The organism is Paenibacillus sp. FSL H7-0756 (assembly GCF_038006765.1).
GTDB lineage: Bacteria > Bacillota > Bacilli > Paenibacillales > Paenibacillaceae > Paenibacillus_AQ.
Genome location: NZ_JBBOVT010000002.1, coordinates 215,982 through 233,460 on the forward strand (window position 1 = coordinate 215,982; position 17,479 = coordinate 233,460).

The window sequence follows — 17,479 nt, forward strand, 5'->3', positions numbered from 1 at the left end:
GGAATTAATTCTTCTGAAGCGAATAACATCTACTGTAGTGGAAGAAGAACACCATCATTTTCCCAGGGGAGGTACTTACTATGGATGTATTAAAAGTATCAGCTAAATCCAATCCAAATTCCGTTGCTGGCGCATTAGCAGGTGTTCTTCGCGAACGTGGATCGGCCGAGCTACAAGCTATTGGAGCAGGAGCACTGAACCAGGCCGTGAAGGCCGTTGCCATCGCCCGGGGATTTGTCGCACCTAGCGGAGTGGACTTGATCTGTATTCCGGCTTTTACGGATATAGTGATTGATGGGGAAGACCGGACGGCTATCAAACTTATTGTAGAACCTAGATAACTCAAGTGAATCATTTAGATTAGGCCTGTTTACATTGTAAACAGGCTTTTTGCTGTGCTGACTGCCGCTTCAGTTAGGTGCATATACATGAAATAGACGCTGGGCTGTCAACGGTTCATTTGGATATTCAGGTGAAGAAAGAAGGAGAGCTGACCTATGGTGGGAAACAGGAGGCTGAAGGTGGCGGATTTTCATTGTGATGCTCTGAGTAAGCTGCAGGCGAATCCAGGGATAGACTTCAAGAATGATCCCCGTCTGGATGTGACCGCAGAGCGGCTGACAGAGGGAAATGTCGGACTGCAGGTTTTTGCCATCTATTTGTCTGCGGTGCGCGGAAGGGCAAAGTTCGAGGATATTCTGGGGCAAATCGAGTGCTTCCATCAAAAGGTTACCGGTCCTGGAGGGCTGCAGTGGCTGAGGTGGAAGGAAGAAGCGCAGGAAGGCAGCTTCACTGCACCAGCCTATGGAATGCTCTCTCTGGAGGGGGTGGACGGTCTGGAGGGCAATCTGTTCTATGCCCAGTTATGCTTCGAGCTGGGTGTGCGTTGCCTGGGGATTACCTGGAACTATGCCAACTGGGCGGCGGACGGTGTGCTGGAGCGGCGGAACGGCGGTTTCACTGAGCATGGCCGGAAGCTGATCGACTGGTGCAACGGGAGCGGAATGCTGCTGGATGTGTCGCATTTGGCCCCGGCAGGCTTCTGGGAGCTGCTGGAGCACAGTACCCGTCCGTTCATTGCTTCGCATTCGAATTGCGCAGCGGTATGCAGTCATCCCCGCAACCTGAGTGATGATCAGCTGAAGGCACTGATTGTAAGGGACGGGCGAATTGGGCTTACCTTTGTCCCCTGGTTCGTGCGGGATGAAGGAGCAGCCCGGAGGGAGGATATGCGGAGGCATATTGAGCATGTCTGTGGTCTTGGCGGGAGCGGACAACTGATGTTCGGCTCGGATTTTGACGGAATTGAAGCGTGGGTAGAAGGGCTGGAGCATCCGGGGCAATACGCGGAGTTCGCCGAGATGCTGCTGAAATACTATCCCGAAGCTGAGGTACGGGGCTGGCTGTATGAGAATGCGCTGGGGTTCTTGAGGGAGCAGCTGCCTTCTTCCACAGGTTTACCCTCTTTTCTCACCAGGAAGTGACTATGAATTGGAAAAACCAGGATGAAGCATTCACAGAATCGTAATATGCCCGGAAAAAAGCCTCGCATTGTGATGCGGGTCTTTTTATTTTCAGGTCATTAGAGGTATAATGTTCAGTGGCTTGTACAGATACTAGAGAAAATACAAGGAGTGACTTAAAAATGAGCAAGACTGTACCCGTAGGTGTGTCGGCCCGGCATATTCACCTTACGCAGGAGCACGTAGAAGCATTGTTTGGCCCAGGTTATCAATTGACCGAGTTCAAACCGCTGTCCCAACCCGGACAATTCGCAGCCAATGAGCAAGTGGCTGTCATTGGTTCGAAAGGGAAGTTCGACAAAGTAAGAATCCTCGGACCTGCCCGTCCGGCTTCGCAGCTGGAAGTATCCCGCACAGACTCCTTCAGCCTCGGCGTGAAGGCACCTGTCCGTGAATCCGGCAATATTGAAGGAACACCAGGAATTACGATTAAAGGACCTGCCGGTGAAGTTGAGCTGGAGACTGGTGTTATTGTAGCAGCGCGCCACATCCACTTCCATACTTCCGAAGCAGAAGCTTGGGGCATTGCTGACAAGCAGCTCCTGAAGGTACGTCTGGGCGGCGAACGCGGCCTGGTGCTGGAGAACGTGATTGCACGCGTATCCGACAGCTTCAAGCTGGACATGCACATCGATACCGATGAAGCTAACGCTGCCGGTGCCAATAATGGTGATACCGCTGAAATCCTAGACTAGTATTTTATAATAGGTAAGACAAGAGCAGGGGACCCTTCCTCTGCTCTTTTGTTGTAGATTTTTTTGAAAAGAAAGAAATGAAAGTTTTCATATTCGCTTTTATGTGTTATCATTATGTGTTATGACTTTGCTTAGCGCTATGTGGAGACGCCGCAAAAGGAATATACAGTAATGGAATTAAGGATTCACCAATATATGTATGCACAATGAAGGAGATAAAATGACATTTAACGATTTGAACCTGATCCCCCCGATTCTTAAGGCGCTTAGCCTGGAAAACTATACATCCCCGACCCCGATCCAGGAAGAGTCTATTCCTGCGGCCTTAGCCGGCAGAGACATCCTGGGCTGTGCACAGACGGGTACCGGTAAAACGGCGGCCTTCTCGTTGCCGATTATTCAGCTGCTGAGCCAGCAGCCGGGCAGAACCGGCGGAGGCAAGCGCATCCGTTCCCTGATTCTTACGCCTACCCGTGAGCTGGCGCTGCAAATTCAAGAGAACATTCAGGCTTACAGCAAGTTCACAACCATCCGTTCGACAGCCATTGTCGGTGGAGTATCACAGAAGGCGCAGGAGCGGGCGCTTGCAATCGGTGCCGACATTCTGATTGCTACACCGGGCCGTCTAATCGACCTGATCAGCCAAAAGCGTGTGGATCTGCAGCATGTGCAGATTCTCGTGCTGGATGAAGCGGACCGCATGCTGGACATGGGCTTCATTCATGATGTGAAGCGGATTATCGCCAAGATGCCGCTCAAGAAGCAGACCTTGTTCTTCTCAGCGACTATGCCTGCGGAGATTTCGCAGCTGGTGAAAACACTGCTTGTCAATCCGGTAAAAATCGAGATTACTCCGGTATCCTCCACGGTAGACAGAATTGAGCAGTCAATCTATCTGCTGGAGAACGGAAATAAGCAGAATCAGCTGAACCGTCTGCTGCAGGACCCGTCGATTGTATCGGCACTGGTATTCACACGCACCAAACGCGGCGCGGACCGGGTAACCCGGGATTTAACCCGCATTAATATTACAGCACAGGCCATTCACGGGAACAAATCACAGAATGAGCGCCAGAATGCGCTAAGAAACTTCAAGAGCGGAGCGACCCGCGTACTGGTAGCTACAGACATCGCTGCGCGCGGAATTGATATTGATGAGTTGTCCCATGTCATCAACTTCAACCTGCCGAATATTCCGGAAACCTATGTTCACCGTATTGGCCGGACCGGCCGTGCGGGGATGAGCGGCATCGCCATCTCGCTGTGCGAAGCGGAGGAAATTCCGTATCTGAAGGATATCCAGAAGCTGATTGGCAAGACGATTCCGGAGATCAAGGAGCATGCGTATCCGATGTCTAAGAGCAATCTGGCATTGCTGGCAGACCGTCCCGGCAAAGCGCCGGTCAAACCGTCGCAGAAAGCCAAAACGAATCCGCCCCGCAAGCCGAAGTCGGAATGGTTCGCGCAAGGCAAACAGCAGAGCGGCGGCAACACAGGTGGCGCTAAAGGCGCTTCTGGAAGCGGTCATGCAGGCAGTGGAGCTAGAAGCGCATCGGGCAGCAGTTATGCTGGCGGTGGAGCGAGAGGTGCTTCGGGGGGCCAGGCTAATGCCAACGGGCGTCCAGGCGGCAGCCAGAGCCAGAAATCGCCCAGCGGCTCATACGGCCGTTCAAACCCTTCGGGCAGCAGACCTGGCGGTCAGAGCGGACGTCCGTCCAGCCGTCCAGCGGCTAAAGCGGGGCGCTCGTAATTCGATTTTGTAACGTGCAGTAATGATTGACCTTATCCAAGTGGAAACGGCTTCGCCGTCCTTTTAAAGGACGGTACCGTTTCAGCGAGAAATACAAGGATCATTTATAGCGTGAAACTAAATTCTTATATTTTAACAAAAAACACCCGCCATTCTCAGTATCTCACTGAAAATGGCGGGTGTTTGTCTGCTCCATGGCCTCTTAACGGTTATATCGCTTCTTGTCTGCCGCTGACAGCTTCCTCTGCAAGGTAGGCGCCCAGCTCCTCGCGCAGCGCGGTGCTAATGGAAGTCATTGGCAAGCGGAGCGTGTCTGAGGAGAGCTCTCCGAGTTCGCTGAGCAGCCATTTGATCGGGGCCGGGTTGGACTCCTTGAACAGCAGCTTCATCAGCGGCACTAGCTGATCATACGCAGCCTGTGCAGCCTCAATTTGACCGGCTCTGTACTGCTCGTAGATGCTTAGGAAGCGGCCTGTATGTACATTGGCTGAGGCCAGCATGCCTCCGGCGGCCCCGTAGCCCAGCATGTCGAAGAAATGCAGATCGTCGCCGCAGAGCACGGGCTTGCCGCCGCTCTTGGACAGCTCGGAGACGAGCAGGGGGGAGCCGGAGCAGTCTTTTAACCCTACGACATTGTTCATCTCCAGGATCGTACGGGCGGTGTCCAGCGTCATGCCGACTCCAGTGCGGCCCGGGATATCGTAAGCCATAATGGGCAGACCCACCTCTGCCGCCTTGCGGAAATGAGCGATGATGCCTTCCTGGGACGGACGGCTGTAATAAGGGACAACCACCAGTGCGGCATCGGCACCTGCGTTCGCCGCCAGCTCAGTACGGGCCACGGTAGAGTAGGTATCATTTGTACCTGTGCCCACCACGAGCGGGATAGAGCTGGACTTCAGAAGTTCCCGTGAGGTATCTACGAGAGACTGTAATTCCTGTATATTGACTGTCGGCGATTCTCCAGTGGTTCCATTGACGACCAGACCATGAATATTGTTCTTGATGATGTTGTTCACATAACGCTGATACGATTCCAGATCAAGCTCGCCGGCAGCATGGAACGGGGTGACCACGGGAACATAAATTCCATAAATCTGTTCTTCTGTTAACATGAATATCGTCCTCCAAAAATGTAAAATCCGTTTGTTCTACTGTACCATGGATTATTGCATCGTTGTTAGCTATAATAAATGATGTGGGCTATCAATAATATTGATGTTAGGGTGAGATGATGGATTTAACATATATGCGGACCTTCCGCGAAGTGGCCAAGCGGCAGAGCTTCACACGTGCGGCTGAAGAGCTGGGCTATGCACAGTCCAGTGTCACGATGCAGATACAGAAGATTGAGAAGGAATACGGCGTGCCGCTTATCGAACGTCACGGCCGCGCCTTGCGCTTGACGCCGCCTGGGGAAGAGCTGCTTAAGCTGTTCGTGGAGATTCTGGAGCTCTATGACCGCTCTAAGGAAACGATCGCCCAGCAAATCGGCGGAACGCTTACGATCGGAACGATTGATTCCCTTGCGGCCTTCTATCTGCCGCCGTTCCTGCAGCAGCTGCGTACGATGTTCCCTGGTCTGAATATTCATTTGCAGACGGAGCAGGAGGCCAACCTGATCTCCAAGATCAGGGACGGCGAGGTCGATATCGGTCTTCTGCTGGACCGCAGCACGGTGGATAGCGCGCTTTCGCGGACGATCATCCGCGAGGAGCCGCTTGTCCTGGTGGCACCGGCCAGCCATCCGCTGGCCCGGCTGGAGCAGGTGACGCTTCAGGATCTGAACAACTGCGAGCTGATTGTCTCCGAGGAGAGCTGCATTTACCGCAGCCTGTTCGAGAACCTGCTCCGGGATCACGGGATCGTGTTTCGGATTGGTTTTGAGTTGTCGAATCTGGAAGCGATCAAGCGGTGTGTGCGCAATGGCCTGGGCATAGCGCTGCTGCCGCGGATTGTGGCGGAGGAGGAGATCGAGCGGGGCAACCTGTCCGAGCTGTCTTTTGCCCACCCGGAGATTCATTTCGATCTGCAGCTTCTGCTGCATCCGAAGAAGTGGAAGTCCCTGCCGCTCCAGTCGCTGATTCAGATGCTGCTTGAGGATGCTAAGGCGAAGACTGCTGTGCTGTGAAGGTGATGCAAGGAGCAGCGGGGGTCGCCTCGTAACAAATTCATACCATCTAGAAGAGCACTGCCGTATCACCCTCATTTAGGGTGCGGTAGTGCTCTTGTTTGTGTTATAAGCAAATATTGATTGACGATTACGTTAATACCGTTCCAGAATCAGCTGGGTCTTGAGACCATCAGCAGGAATAAGCCATCCCTCGGCGTTCAGCAGGCTCATCAGCCCGGCACGTAATCCGGCTACGCTGGTGCTATCGGCTGTTTTGAACGAAATCTCTACGATGTTCTGGATGCCGGTTCCCGCCTCGTCACGCACAGGCCATACCTCAAGGGTGATCTCCTGATTATTCCAGGTGCCTGTATAACGCTCGAAGGTCAAAGGGCCATGCGCCCGGGAGGCTGCCAGCTTCTGCTTCCCCCAGTTCGATGCAGACCAGTTCTTCAATTTACCGGGCAGCTTGTCTAGCAGCAGCTCCAGGGCGTCATCCTCAGCGGGAAGTACGGCTCCGGCAACTTTGGTGCTGACCTTCTTGGTATTTGAGAAGCTGAGGGTCTGCTTGCCATACCCCCAATCCACTTCTGCTTCATAGTTGTCATCGGAGGCATCGAAGCCCTCCTGATTCGCCAGGGTGAGCGCTGCCTGGATATTTCCGTTCACGACAGGATAACGTTTCTTGTAGGTCAATTCATAATCAGATTTGTTTTCTTTTTTGCGCAGCCGCACATCCCACCCCTTGCTGTTCAGCTCCAGCATATTCGTATCGAAATACTCAACACGAATAGCCTGTGGAGTAGAATCCAGGTCCAGCGCATCCACGACCTCGCTGCGCGGCGATCCGCTGCTATCCAGTACAAGATCAGGGTCCGCCAGAAACTTTACTTCATAGGCTGGAACTGCGTTAGCTGCAGCTGAGACACGCTCCGGCAGCAGGATGCCCTGTCCGGCCAATCCACCGCCTGCCGTCACTATACTCAGCATGAAGGACAGGGTAAGCTTTTTCCATTTTCTCAAGCATCATCACTCCTATGATCGGGTTTGGGTACATGACCCACTTTATATGCTGAGTATATGGGAGCGGTCAAAGCGAAAGGGGAATTGCGTTAATCCTGCATAGACTTACTCAATGGCAGCTAACAGTTTTTGGTGGCCATTACACTATTCCGGAAGCTCTCCATTTGTACCGAAGGATGCCGGTCCTTGTTATGCACGGCATAGATATACCGCGGTGCCATTCCCCCTTCAATAGGCAGCACCAGGATCAGTCCTTGTTCTACCTCCCATTGCACCGCCATCCGTGACATCACAGAGATGTGCCCGCCGAGCCGCACGAGCTGCTTGATAGCCTCCAGCGAATCCACCTCAATTGTATTACGCAGCCGCAGCCCTTGCTGCTCGAACCAGCGTTCGGTCAGGCTGCGTGTGGTGGACTCGCTTCCATGCAGAGCAAAGGGAGTCTTACTGATCTCCTCCATGCCAAGCTGAGTCTTGCAGGCAAGCGGATGCCCGGGAGAGCAGATCAGGACGAGACAATCTGTAATCAGCGGCTCAGCCTGCAGGGCTGGCTCCGTGAAAGGCTCTGAGGAGATGACGCCTAAGTCAATTTCGTGGCGGATCAGCATCTCCCGGATCACAGGGGCGGGCTTTACGGACAGAGCCATACGGATGCCGGGGAACTCCTGGGAGAACGCATGTAATATAGGCGGCAGCAAATAGGTTGCAGGTACATAACTAGCCCCAATCAGCAGCGTTCCCCGGTAGAGGGTGTCGAATTCGCCGGCTACCCGGCGGGCCTCACGGGCAAGCGCATTAATTTTCACGGAATAATGAAGGAGGGCTGCTCCGGCCTCGGTGAGAAAGGTTTTGCCGCTGCGGGATTCGAACAGCCGGACCCCAAGCTCTTCTTCAAGCGACTTCATATGAAAGGTTACGGTCGGCTGCTTGATCCCGAGTACCTCGGCTACGCTGGTCATATGGTGCAGCTGGTCGATCAGTTCAATGATTTGCAGTTTCATCAGATTCATGGTTTTACCTCTTCTAAGCGTTAGTGGGAGATCCCCCACCATAGATTTTATCTATGAACGTTAACAGAATTCATATAAAAAGTTAATTACATGTTTACATGAAAAATAAACAACCTGCGAATACAGACGTTAGACTGAGGACAGCTCAAGAAGACAGGCAGGGATCGAAATGAATATTCAGATCAAGGGGATTCATAAAAGCTTTGGCGGACAAGCGGCGCTGCTGCCTGCCCAGCTTGAACTGAAACACGGTAAGTTCACCACCTTACTGGGGCCCTCCGGCTGCGGAAAAACCACGCTGCTGCGGATGTTAGCGGGCCTTGAGCGCCCGGATGGCGGAGAATTAAACGCTGACGGGAAATGTTATTTCTCTGCTGCGCAGCGGATCGATGTTCCGGTACATAAGCGGAATTTCGGGATGGTGTTTCAGGATTTTGCACTCTGGCCGCATATGACGGTGTACGAGAATGTGGCCTTCGGGCTGAAGGCCTCAGGGCAGCGTACACAGCAGCGGAGCAAGGTACTGGAGACACTGGAGATGGTCCGGCTGCAGGGGATGGAGAACCGCTATCCGCATCAGCTGTCGGGCGGCCAGCAGCAGCGGGTTGCTTTTGCCAGAGCAGTAGTTGTCCGTCCGGGTGTAGTGCTCTTCGATGAGCCGTTAAGCGCGCTGGATGCCGTACTCCGGGAAGAGATGAGAGTGGAAATGATGTCGCTGGTCCGGGACATGGGTCTAACTGCACTCTACGTGACCCACGATCAGATCGAAGCGATGTCGATGTCCGACGAGATTGTGGTTATGAAAAGCGGGCGGATATTGCAGACAGGAACTCCCGAAGCGGTATACGAGGCACCGTCAGAGCCGTTCGTTGCTTCGTTCATCGGCAAGTCGAACTGGCTTACGCCGGAGCAGGAGATGGTGCGGCCTGAACATATCGGATGGAGCCGCACGGCGGCAGAGGATCTGTGTTATCCCGCTATTGTACGGAGTGTCAGTTATGTCGGAGAGCGTTATGAGATCCGTGCGGAGGTGGAGGGGGCCGGAATATGGACAGTCTATCTGAACAACCGGATTCCTGTAGAAGAAAGGGTTCAGCTCTATGTCTCACCACGGCGGATATGCCGAATGAATTCTAATTCAAATGAAGAACAACCTAAAAGGAGCGAAACATAATCATGAAATGGAACAATCCGCGTAAACAAGGGGCAACGCTGCTGTTATCTGCTGTGATGAGTGTGAGTCTGGCGGGCTGCGGTACGGGCAACAGCACCAGTGCCGGCGGGGCCAGCACGAGTACCCCAGAGGCAACGGATGCAGCTGCGTCCACTCCTGAAGCTACAGCTGCTGCGTTAAGCGGCAAGCTGGTACTGTATTCCGCCGGCCCGCAGGGCTTGGCAGACGATATTGTCAATGGCTTCAAGGCCAAGACAGGACTCACGGTGGAGATGTTCCAGGGAACAACCGGCAAGATTCTGGCCCGGATGGAGGCGGAGAAAGCAAATCCGGTGGCCGATGTGGTGATTCTGGCTTCTCTGCCCTCCGCACAAGCTCTTAAGGCGGACGGTCTGACGCTGCCCTACCCGGAAGCAGCCAACAAAGAGAAGCTGAATCCGGACTGGTCGGATGCCGAAGGCAATTATTTCAGTTCAAGCGCCTCTGCGCTGGGAATTGTCTATAATACGAAGCTGGTAGCGAATCCGCCCAAGACCTGGGCAGAGCTGGCCGGTGCGGAGTGGAAGGATGCCGTCAACATTCCTGATCCGACGCTGTCAGGCTCTGCGCTGGATTTCATTACAGGCTATCTCAGCGTGAACGGCGAGCAGGGCTGGGATCTGTTCAAGAATTATAAGGCAAACGGTGTTGCTATGGCTGGGGCGAACCAGGAGGCGCTTGATCCGGTGATTACAGGAGCTAAGAGTATTGTCGCAGCAGGTGTAGATTATATGGCCTACAAGGCCAAAGCTAAGGGAGAGCCGCTGGATATTGTCTATCCTGAGGAAGGCACAGTGGTTAGTCCGAGACCGGCGGCGATTCTTAAATCAAGCCCGAACGTAGACAACGCCAAAGCGTTCATTGATTATCTGTTGTCCGACGAAGCCCAGCAGCTGGTAGCGGATGCGTATCTCATCCCGGGCCGCGGGGATATTGAAGCTTCGAACCGGACCAATCTGAAGGACATCCCGCAGCTTAAGGCAGACTGGGCCTGGATGAGTGAGCACGGGAATATGGCGGCTTCGAAATTCGCAGAACTCTACAAATAAAGGCTTAAGGTTGAGGTGAAAAGCAATGAGTCCAGTCTCCATGGACAGTAACCGGATACTTCGGAGAGCGGGCTTACTGCTCTCCTTCTTTTTGCTGGCGGTCAGCATCGGCATTCCGCTTCTGCTCATCTTCTGGCAAAGTATTACCCCAAATCAGCGGCTGGACTGGATGGCCCCGCTCCGTACGATCACCGGACAGAGTCTGTCCGGGGTGCTGCTGAATTCGGTATGGCTTGGAATATGCGTAGTGGCCGGAACGACGCTGCTTGCGATGCCGCTGGCCTGGATGATGGCTAAGACCCGTATGGGGCTGCACCGCTGGATTGATGTGATTCTGCTGATTCCGTTCATGACCCCGCCGTATATCGGCTCCATGGGCTGGATTCTGTTCATGCAAAAAGGCGGCTATCTTCAGCAGTGGCTTCCTGGCGCGGGTGTGTTAAGTGATTCTTTCTTCAGCTTCTGGGGGATGGTCTTCATCATGAGCATGCATCTGTTCCCGTTCCTGTACCTGCTGCTTCGGGATGCGCTTATCCGCATAGGCGGCAATCTGGAGGAGGCGGGAGCGGTGCACGGCGCAAAGGCAGGCTACCGCTTCAGGCGGATCATCATGCCGCTGCTGTTATCGGCTTATGGTATGGGGGTAATGCTCGTCTTCGTTAAGACGATTGCGGAGTTCGGAACACCGGCTACCTTCGGCCGCAAGATCGGCTATTATGTCATGACCTCGGAAATTCATAAATACATTTCCAGCTGGCCGATTGACTTCGGCAAGGCTACGTCGCTCGCATCCGTGCTGCTGTCGGTCTGTCTGGTCATCTGGTATATGCAGTCGGCAGTCAGCCGCCGGTTCACTTACCGTCTGGTGGGCGGCAAGGGACAGCGCTCCAAGACGTATTCGTTGCGCGGCGGCGCAGGCTGGCTCGCAGGCTTATATCTGGCTTCACTACTGCTATTATCCATAGGCATCCCTTACTTCTCGATTATCGCCGCCTCGCTGATGAAGCTGCGCGGTGCCGGGTTGTCGCTGGACAACCTGACGCTCGATCATTACAGGGAGCTGCTCTCCTGGGGATCGGTGAGTCTGAAGGCAATTGGGAACAGTCTGGGGCTGTCGCTTGCCGCAGCATCGGTGGCTGTCATACTTGGAGCCGGCCTTGCTCTGGCCATCGGCAGGTCTTCTACCCGGCTGCAGCGGATCATTGATCTGCTGAGTCTTTTGCCTAATACGGTTCCGGGCATTGTAATGGTGGTAGGGCTGATTCTGCTCTGGAATGCGCCATGGATGCCCTTCACGCTCTACAACACCTACGGGATGGTAGTGCTTACCTATGTGGTGCTGTTTCTTCCTTATACGGTACAGTATGTGAAGGCCAGCTTCTCGCAAATTAACGGGTTGCTGTTTCAAGCGGCCCAGGTCAGCGGAGCAGGCCCGTTCTATATCCTGCGGCGGATTCTGCTTCCGCTCATTATGCCCGGCATGCTGGCAGGCTGGATGATGACCTTCACCATATCTGTACGGGAGCTGGTCGGCTCGCTGCTGATTCTGCCGCCTTCGATGCAGACCTCGGCTACGTATATTTTTGCCCAGTTCGAGCAGGGGCAGGTATCGCTTGGCATGGCAATGGCGGTGGTATCGGTCGGTTTGACGGTGCTGCTGCTGCTCGGTATTGAACTGCTGAATTCCAGAAGAAAGTGGAATGGATCATGACGAAGCTGACCATATGGGGCGGGGCGGGTGAACACGGGCGTTCCGCTTATCTCCTGAGTGGCGGCGGCTACCGTCTGCTGCTGGATTGCGGCGTCAAAAAAGGCGGTGCCGGACAATATCCCCTCATTGAACCCGGACAGGCGGCCCTGCTGGATGCGGTACTGCTCTCTCATGCCCATGAGGATCATTCGGTAGCACTGCCGCTGTTGTATGCGCAGGGTTACAAGGGTGAGGTATGGACAACGCGGGAAACGCGGGCGCAGCTGGATGCCTATTTCCGCTCTTGGCGTTCGAGTATGAGCCGTGAGGGCCATGAACTGCCATACACTGAAGCAGATGAACAAGCGATCCGTTACCGGTATCTGGAGGAGGAGGGCAGCTGCCTGTCCTGGTTCGGACTAATTCCCGGAGTTCAGGTCATGTGGGGGCGCAGCGGTCATCTGGCGGGATCTGTATGGTTCCTGATCGCTGCGGAAGGGCGGTCGATCTTCTATTCCGGTGATTATACGGCGGAATCCCTGTTGCTTGCGGCTGATTCACCGGCTGAAGCAATACAAGCTGCTGGGGGTATCCCGGACCTTGAGCAGAGGCTGAGAACATGGTCCTGCGGCCAGCGTCTTGATCTAGCGGTTGCTGATGCGGCCTACGGAATGGACGAGGAGAGCCAGTCTGATAAGCTAAGGCAGCTGGAGCAGGCCATCCGCAGGACTGCGGCAAGGGGAGGCAAGGTATTGCTCCCGGTTCCGGCAGGCGGACGCGGCCAGGAGATGCTGCTGTGGGCCGCTGAGCTTTTTGCGGATCTGCCAATGGTTGTGGAAGCGAAGCTGATAGAGGGGATGAGGCGGCTTGCTGCATCGCCGTTCTGGCTTAGGAGGACTGAGAGAACGGGAGAGTATTCCGCACAGGACAACATGGCGGGCTTTCTTACCGCCCGCCGCTGGACGTTGCCGCAGAGCGAGGCGGAGCGGGAGGAGCTGCTGTCACGCTCCGGCCCTTCCCTATGGTTCGTACCGGATGGCATGATGCAATCATCCTTGTCCCGCTGGTACTATGCGAGGTGGGCATCCCATTCAACCTATTCCGTGCTGATTACCGGCCATGTAGCGGCTGGTACCTTTGGATACAAGCTGCTGCATGAACCGGGACAGCATGGAGTATGCGAGGTGCTTAAGCTGCGTTACAAGGTGCATCAGGGCCGGGAAGATGTGCAGCATATGCTGAAGTCCCTCCCCGTCCGGCACGCCGTACTGGTTCATGCCGCGAAGCCGGAGACCGACAAGCTCCGTGAAGCCTTGATCCAAGGCGGTCAGCTGACCGGCTGCACGCTGCATTCTATGGCGCCGGGGGAAGAGTTGGATTTGGAAGGCCTATGAAATGACGGATGAAAAGAGGCTGTCTCATAAGTGGAATTTCACTTATAGAGATGGCCTCTTTTTTTGTTTTAGAAAGAAGAGCAGATGCATCCGCAGTCCGTAACATTGTAGAGAAATCATGCAAGAAATGCAGCAATACTGGCCCGGTAGAAGCGACTGATGCTGAAATCTTGCATGAAATGCAAGAAAGTTAGCGCTAACTCGCACTAAGTACCGGAATTCCTGCAAATGATGCAACAATGTACCACGACCAGTAACTTTTTTAGTGAAGTCCTGCAAAATGTGCAACAATACTGCTTCATACAAGTGGTCGGTGAGAGAAAAGTTCAGAACTGGCTAGAGATGAGGAGCACTTTTTCAAAGCGTCTTTCTACCCTTACTCAAGCACAGGAAAACAAAGCTCACAAAGATGCCTGCTGACCATGTCCTCCGTGTATCTCTCCATCACCGGACGCCCGGGATCAAGCTTATGGCCGCTGCGTGACATCGCCGGTAGAATCTCGGCCCATGCCTGCTGGACGGCTTCAGCCGTATGCTGGATGCTCATTACTGCGTAGGCTCCGCCGGGAAGCTCACCGTAAGGTACCGAGGTCTCGGCGGGAGGATTCTCAGGCAGGCTGATGCAGGCATCGTATCGGCAATGCTCCGGCTGTGTAGCTGCAGGGTTGTCCTGCGGAATGCCGAACAGCACCGCCGAGCCTTGAAGCAAGCCTTGTTCCCGCGCCCACTGCTTCAATTGGTCCATCGCCTGAGCGTTTGCGGGCCCGTAGGGACCTGTCTGCCGTACATAAGCTATGCGTGTTGCCGGAATGCTCTCGAGCTGAATGTTCATCGTTAATCATTATCCTTTCTATGGTTAAGTGGTCAAATGAAGTACAATCCGAATGCTAACATGGACTAAAATAGAATTCATTTCTTTTTTTGTGGACTTCTTAGGCAGCAAGATATTGACATCAAAAACTAGAATATGTTATATAAAAGGGAGTGTTAGCACTCAAGTGAGTGGAGTGCTAAACGATGCTCCGCAATCCGAAGGTTACTTTTGAAAGGAGATTCATTTATTCATGGCTAAAAAAGAGTTTAAAGCTGAATCCAAAAGACTGCTGGAAATGATGATTAACTCCATTTATACGCAGCGTGAGATTTTTCTGCGGGAACTGATCTCTAATGCAAGTGATGCCATCGATAAAATCTATTACAAGGCACTGGCCGATGACAGTCTGGTGTTCAATAAAGAGGACTACTACATTAAAGTAACCGCTGACAAAGCAAGCCGCACGTTAACCATTGCCGATACCGGCATCGGGATGACACAGGAAGAGCTGGAGAATAACCTGGGGATTATCGCGAACAGCGGCTCGTTTGCTTTTAAGAAGGATAATGAAGCCAAGGACGGCCACAACATCATCGGACAATTCGGGGTCGGCTTCTATTCCGCATTCATGGTGGCTGACGATGTGACCGTAATCAGTAAGGCGCTGGGCAGCGAGCAGGCGTTCAAATGGGAATCCCAGGGCGCGGACGGTTACACGATTGAGCCTTGTGAGAAGGATACAGTCGGTACCGAAATTACGCTGAAGATCAAAGAGAACACCGAGGACGATAATTACGATGAATTCCTGGAAGAATTCCGTCTGAAATCGATCATCAAGAAGTATTCGGACTTCATCCGCTTCCCGATCAAGATGGATATTACCGGCAGACAGCCCAAAGAGGGCGCTGAGAATGAATTCATCGATACGATTGAAGAGCAGACGGTCAACAGCATGGTGCCAATCTGGCGCAAGAACAAGAAAGAGCTGACTGATGAAGATTACAACAATTTCTATGCAGAGAAGCGCTACGGGTTCGACAAGCCGCTGAAGCATATTCACATCAGTGCCGACGGCGCAGTGGTCTACAACGCCATTCTGTTCATCCCGGAGAATACTCCGTTCGACTACTACACCAAGGAATATGAAAAAGGTCTGGAACTCTACTCCAACGGCGTGCTGATTATGAACAAATGTGCCGATCTGCTGCCGGATTACTTCAGCTTCGTCAAGGGGATGGTCGATTCCGAGGACCTGTCGCTCAATATTTCCCGTGAGATGCTGCAGCATGACCGCCAGCTGACAATGATCGCCAAGAATATCAAGAGCAAGATCAAGAGCCAGCTCCTGAGCCTGCTGAAGGATGAGCGCGAGCAGTATGAGACGTTCTATAAGTCTTTTGGCCGGCAGCTGAAGTTCGGGGTCTATAACGACTACGGTATGGAGAAAGAAACGCTGCAGGATCTCCTCATGTTCCACTCTTCCAAAGAGAAGAAGCTGGTGACACTGGCTGAATATGTAGAGAGAATGCCGGAAGACCAGAAATATATCTACTACGCTTCCGGTGAATCGGTAGAACGCATTGAGAAGCTGCCGCAGACCGAAATGGTGCTGGACAAAGGCTACGAGATTCTCTACTTCACCGATGATATCGATGAATTCGCAATCAAGATGATCATGGCTTATAAGGAGAAGGAGTTCAGAAATGTCTCCAGCGGTGACTTGGGCATTGAAGAGAGTGCCGAGGATAAGCCATCTGAAGAGGAAGAGAATGAGAACAAGGGATTGTTCGAAGCTATGCAGGGCATTCTGTCCGGCAAAGTGAAGGCGGTCAAAGCCTCCAAGCGGCTGAAATCCCATCCGGTCTGCCTGTCCACCGAAGGCGAGCTGACGATTGAGATGGAGAAAATCCTTAAGGCCATGCCTAACGGCGGCCAGGATGTGCAAGCGGACAAGGTGCTGGAAATCAACATTCACCATGATGTCTTCAAATCACTGAAGGCGGCGGCCGAGGGCGACAAGGAGAAGCTGGGCTTGTACACCAACCTCTTGTACAACCAGGCGCTCCTGATCGAAGGCTTGCAGGTTAATGATCCGGTGCAGTTCACGAACGATATTTGTAAAATTATGGTCTAATACCGGCGTATCGCCGGGCGCAGACCTGAGAGAATAACAAACCCCGCTACTGGTGCTGACTGGTAGCGGGGTATTTGCGTTGATCAGGGAATACAGCGTCCGGGCAGCCTGCGGATGAATGCCGCCGGGTTTGGACATCCTCCTGAATGCGGAGCCTGGAAGTAGTGCGCGGCCGGCTCAAATGGACTTGAAGGTCTCGATGAACTTGGTCGCCACGGACGACAAATACTTATCCTTCATCCATACGGCGGCCACGCGGGTGCGAAGAGTCTCGCACAGGATTTCTTTGTAGATCAGGTTGCTGTGATTAGCCAGCTCGAACGCCGACTTGGGTACGATCCCGATCCCGAGTCCCGCATTGGCCCAGAGCAGCGTGGTCCGGGCATCATCGTTCATACAGAAGATCTGTGGCTCAAAGCCGTGCTCCAGACAGGTCTCGCGGATGAGCTGCTCGAAGCGGCGGTAAATAATCAGCGGTTTGTCCTGCAGCTCGCCAAGCTGGGCAGCACTCTGGCTGGGGGCCCAGTCATAAGCTGTGGTCATTACTGCAATCATCGGCTCTGAATGGAAATACAGACACTCCAGGTTGCTGGTGCTGAACGGGGTACGGACAATGCCCACCTCAACAATGCCCCTGTTCAGCAGGTCGATAATCATGAATGTATTGCCTTCATGGATTTCAAAGGACACGCCCGAATAGCTCTTATGGAACGCTGTGAGCGGCTCATGAAGCAGGGTGGCGCCTGAAGAAGAGACCGTCCCAATGGTAAGGCTGCCCTTCAGCCCTTTGGCATAATCGCTGATCTCCCGGGCGGTGGAGTCCGTTAACTCCAGAATCTGCTGAGCCCGGTTACGCAGAATGATTCCGGCATCTGTGAGCTGTATGCTGCGCGGTCCGCGCTCCACCAGCTTGACCCCCAGCTCCTCCTCCAGCAGCTTCAGCTGCTGGCTGAGCGGCGGCTGGGCCATCCTCAGCTTCCTGGCTGCGGATGTAATTTGTCCTTCCTCGGCAATCGCCAGGAAATATTTCAATTGGCGGATATCCATGGTGCAGCCTCCGTTCTTAAGGTT

At 53.6% G+C, this 17,479-nt stretch carries 15 protein-coding genes; 10 read left to right on the forward strand and 5 right to left on the reverse strand.

Annotation, left to right across the window (positions count from 1 at the left end; all coding sequences use genetic code 11):
- Window positions 1–80: 80 nt before the first annotated feature.
- The 4 genes from NST04_RS17670 (at window position 81) to NST04_RS17685 (ending at window position 3,968) form a co-directional block, all read left to right on the forward strand.
- Window positions 81–341, forward strand: a complete 261-nt coding sequence (locus tag NST04_RS17670) for a stage V sporulation protein S (RefSeq protein WP_019910496.1) — start codon at window positions 81–83, stop codon at window positions 339–341.
- Between the two features lie 156 nt (window positions 342–497).
- Window positions 498–1,484: a dipeptidase gene (locus tag NST04_RS17675; protein WP_341185413.1), complete on the forward strand. Its 987-nt coding sequence runs from the start codon at window positions 498–500 to the stop codon at window positions 1,482–1,484.
- A 161-nt stretch (window positions 1,485–1,645) separates the two neighbouring features.
- Window positions 1,646–2,218 (forward strand): phosphate propanoyltransferase, encoded by a 573-nt coding sequence (gene pduL, locus NST04_RS17680; protein ID WP_036692683.1) that lies wholly within the window; start codon window positions 1,646–1,648, stop codon window positions 2,216–2,218.
- 220 nt (window positions 2,219–2,438) lie between these two features.
- The gene (locus NST04_RS17685; protein WP_341185414.1) at window positions 2,439–3,968 is read left to right on the forward strand and encodes a DEAD/DEAH box helicase; all 1,530 of its coding nucleotides are present in this window, start codon (window positions 2,439–2,441) and stop codon (window positions 3,966–3,968) included.
- A gap of 209 nt (window positions 3,969–4,177) precedes the next feature.
- On the opposite strand, the gene dapA is transcribed toward NST04_RS17685, so the two are convergent.
- The gene (dapA, locus tag NST04_RS17690) at window positions 4,178–5,083 is read right to left on the reverse strand and encodes a 4-hydroxy-tetrahydrodipicolinate synthase (RefSeq protein ID WP_341185415.1); all 906 of its coding nucleotides are present in this window, start codon (window positions 5,081–5,083) and stop codon (window positions 4,178–4,180) included.
- 119 nt (window positions 5,084–5,202) lie between these two features.
- On the opposite strand from dapA, the gene NST04_RS17695 reads away from it, so the two are divergent.
- Complete coding sequence (locus NST04_RS17695) at window positions 5,203–6,099, forward strand: LysR family transcriptional regulator (protein WP_341186784.1); 897 nt, start codon at window positions 5,203–5,205, stop codon at window positions 6,097–6,099.
- A 135-nt stretch (window positions 6,100–6,234) separates the two neighbouring features.
- On the opposite strand, the gene NST04_RS17700 is transcribed toward NST04_RS17695, so the two are convergent.
- Window positions 6,235–7,104, reverse strand: coding sequence for a hypothetical protein (locus NST04_RS17700; RefSeq protein WP_341185416.1), 870 nt, complete (start codon window positions 7,102–7,104; stop codon window positions 6,235–6,237).
- Window positions 7,105–7,223: 119 nt separating this feature from the next.
- Entirely contained in the window at window positions 7,224–8,114 is an 891-nt protein-coding gene (locus NST04_RS17705; protein ID WP_341185417.1) for a LysR family transcriptional regulator, read from the reverse strand.
- Window positions 8,115–8,283: 169 nt separating this feature from the next.
- Between NST04_RS17705 and NST04_RS17710 the strand changes: the two genes are divergently transcribed.
- The 4 genes from NST04_RS17710 to NST04_RS17725 are packed head-to-tail and all read left to right on the forward strand — an operon-like array spanning window position 8,284 to window position 13,460.
- Window positions 8,284–9,288 carry an ABC transporter ATP-binding protein gene (locus NST04_RS17710; RefSeq protein ID WP_341185418.1) on the forward strand — a complete coding sequence of 335 codons (1,005 nt, stop codon included), beginning with the start codon at window positions 8,284–8,286 and terminating at the stop codon, window positions 9,286–9,288.
- Window positions 9,289–9,290: 2 nt separating this feature from the next.
- A complete protein-coding gene (locus tag NST04_RS17715; protein ID WP_341185419.1) occupies window positions 9,291–10,376 on the forward strand; it encodes an ABC transporter substrate-binding protein in 1,086 nt (361 codons plus the stop codon).
- A 25-nt stretch (window positions 10,377–10,401) separates the two neighbouring features.
- Window positions 10,402–12,087: an ABC transporter permease gene (locus NST04_RS17720; RefSeq protein WP_341185420.1), complete on the forward strand. Its 1,686-nt coding sequence runs from the start codon at window positions 10,402–10,404 to the stop codon at window positions 12,085–12,087.
- A complete protein-coding gene (locus NST04_RS17725) occupies window positions 12,084–13,460 on the forward strand; it encodes an MBL fold metallo-hydrolase (RefSeq protein ID WP_341185421.1) in 1,377 nt (458 codons plus the stop codon). The genes NST04_RS17720 and NST04_RS17725 overlap by 4 nt, the downstream gene beginning before the upstream one ends.
- 376 nt (window positions 13,461–13,836) lie before the next feature.
- Here NST04_RS17725 and NST04_RS17730 read toward each other — a convergent pair whose 3' ends face one another.
- A complete protein-coding gene (locus NST04_RS17730) occupies window positions 13,837–14,292 on the reverse strand; it encodes an AraC family transcriptional regulator (RefSeq protein ID WP_341185422.1) in 456 nt (151 codons plus the stop codon).
- 232 nt (window positions 14,293–14,524) lie between these two features.
- Here NST04_RS17730 and htpG point away from each other — a divergent pair, with 232 nt between their 5' ends.
- Complete coding sequence (gene htpG, locus NST04_RS17735; protein ID WP_341185423.1) at window positions 14,525–16,408, forward strand: molecular chaperone HtpG; 1,884 nt, start codon at window positions 14,525–14,527, stop codon at window positions 16,406–16,408.
- A gap of 177 nt (window positions 16,409–16,585) precedes the next feature.
- Here the strand turns inward: htpG and NST04_RS17740 are convergent, their stop codons facing one another.
- A complete protein-coding gene (locus NST04_RS17740; protein WP_341185424.1) occupies window positions 16,586–17,455 on the reverse strand; it encodes a LysR family transcriptional regulator in 870 nt (289 codons plus the stop codon).
- Window positions 17,456–17,479: the final 24 nt, after the last annotated feature.

Coding starts and splice junctions, on each gene's coding strand:
- NST04_RS17670 (WP_019910496.1), top strand. CDS start 81: ATGGATGTATTAAAAGTATCAGCTAAATCCAATCCAAATTCCGTTGCT.
- NST04_RS17675 (WP_341185413.1), top strand. CDS start 498: ATGGTGGGAAACAGGAGGCTGAAGGTGGCGGATTTTCATTGTGATGCT.
- pduL (WP_036692683.1), top strand. CDS start 1,646: ATGAGCAAGACTGTACCCGTAGGTGTGTCGGCCCGGCATATTCACCTT.
- NST04_RS17685 (WP_341185414.1), top strand. CDS start 2,439: ATGACATTTAACGATTTGAACCTGATCCCCCCGATTCTTAAGGCGCTT.
- dapA (WP_341185415.1), bottom strand. CDS start 5,083: ATGTTAACAGAAGAACAGATTTATGGAATTTATGTTCCCGTGGTCACC.
- NST04_RS17695 (WP_341186784.1), top strand. CDS start 5,203: ATGGATTTAACATATATGCGGACCTTCCGCGAAGTGGCCAAGCGGCAG.
- NST04_RS17705 (WP_341185417.1), bottom strand. CDS start 8,114: ATGAATCTGATGAAACTGCAAATCATTGAACTGATCGACCAGCTGCAC.
- NST04_RS17710 (WP_341185418.1), top strand. CDS start 8,284: ATGAATATTCAGATCAAGGGGATTCATAAAAGCTTTGGCGGACAAGCG.
- NST04_RS17715 (WP_341185419.1), top strand. CDS start 9,291: ATGAAATGGAACAATCCGCGTAAACAAGGGGCAACGCTGCTGTTATCT.
- NST04_RS17720 (WP_341185420.1), top strand. CDS start 10,402: ATGAGTCCAGTCTCCATGGACAGTAACCGGATACTTCGGAGAGCGGGC.
- NST04_RS17725 (WP_341185421.1), top strand. CDS start 12,084: ATGACGAAGCTGACCATATGGGGCGGGGCGGGTGAACACGGGCGTTCC.
- NST04_RS17730 (WP_341185422.1), bottom strand. CDS start 14,292: ATGAACATTCAGCTCGAGAGCATTCCGGCAACACGCATAGCTTATGTA.
- htpG (WP_341185423.1), top strand. CDS start 14,525: ATGGCTAAAAAAGAGTTTAAAGCTGAATCCAAAAGACTGCTGGAAATG.
- NST04_RS17740 (WP_341185424.1), bottom strand. CDS start 17,455: ATGGATATCCGCCAATTGAAATATTTCCTGGCGATTGCCGAGGAAGGA.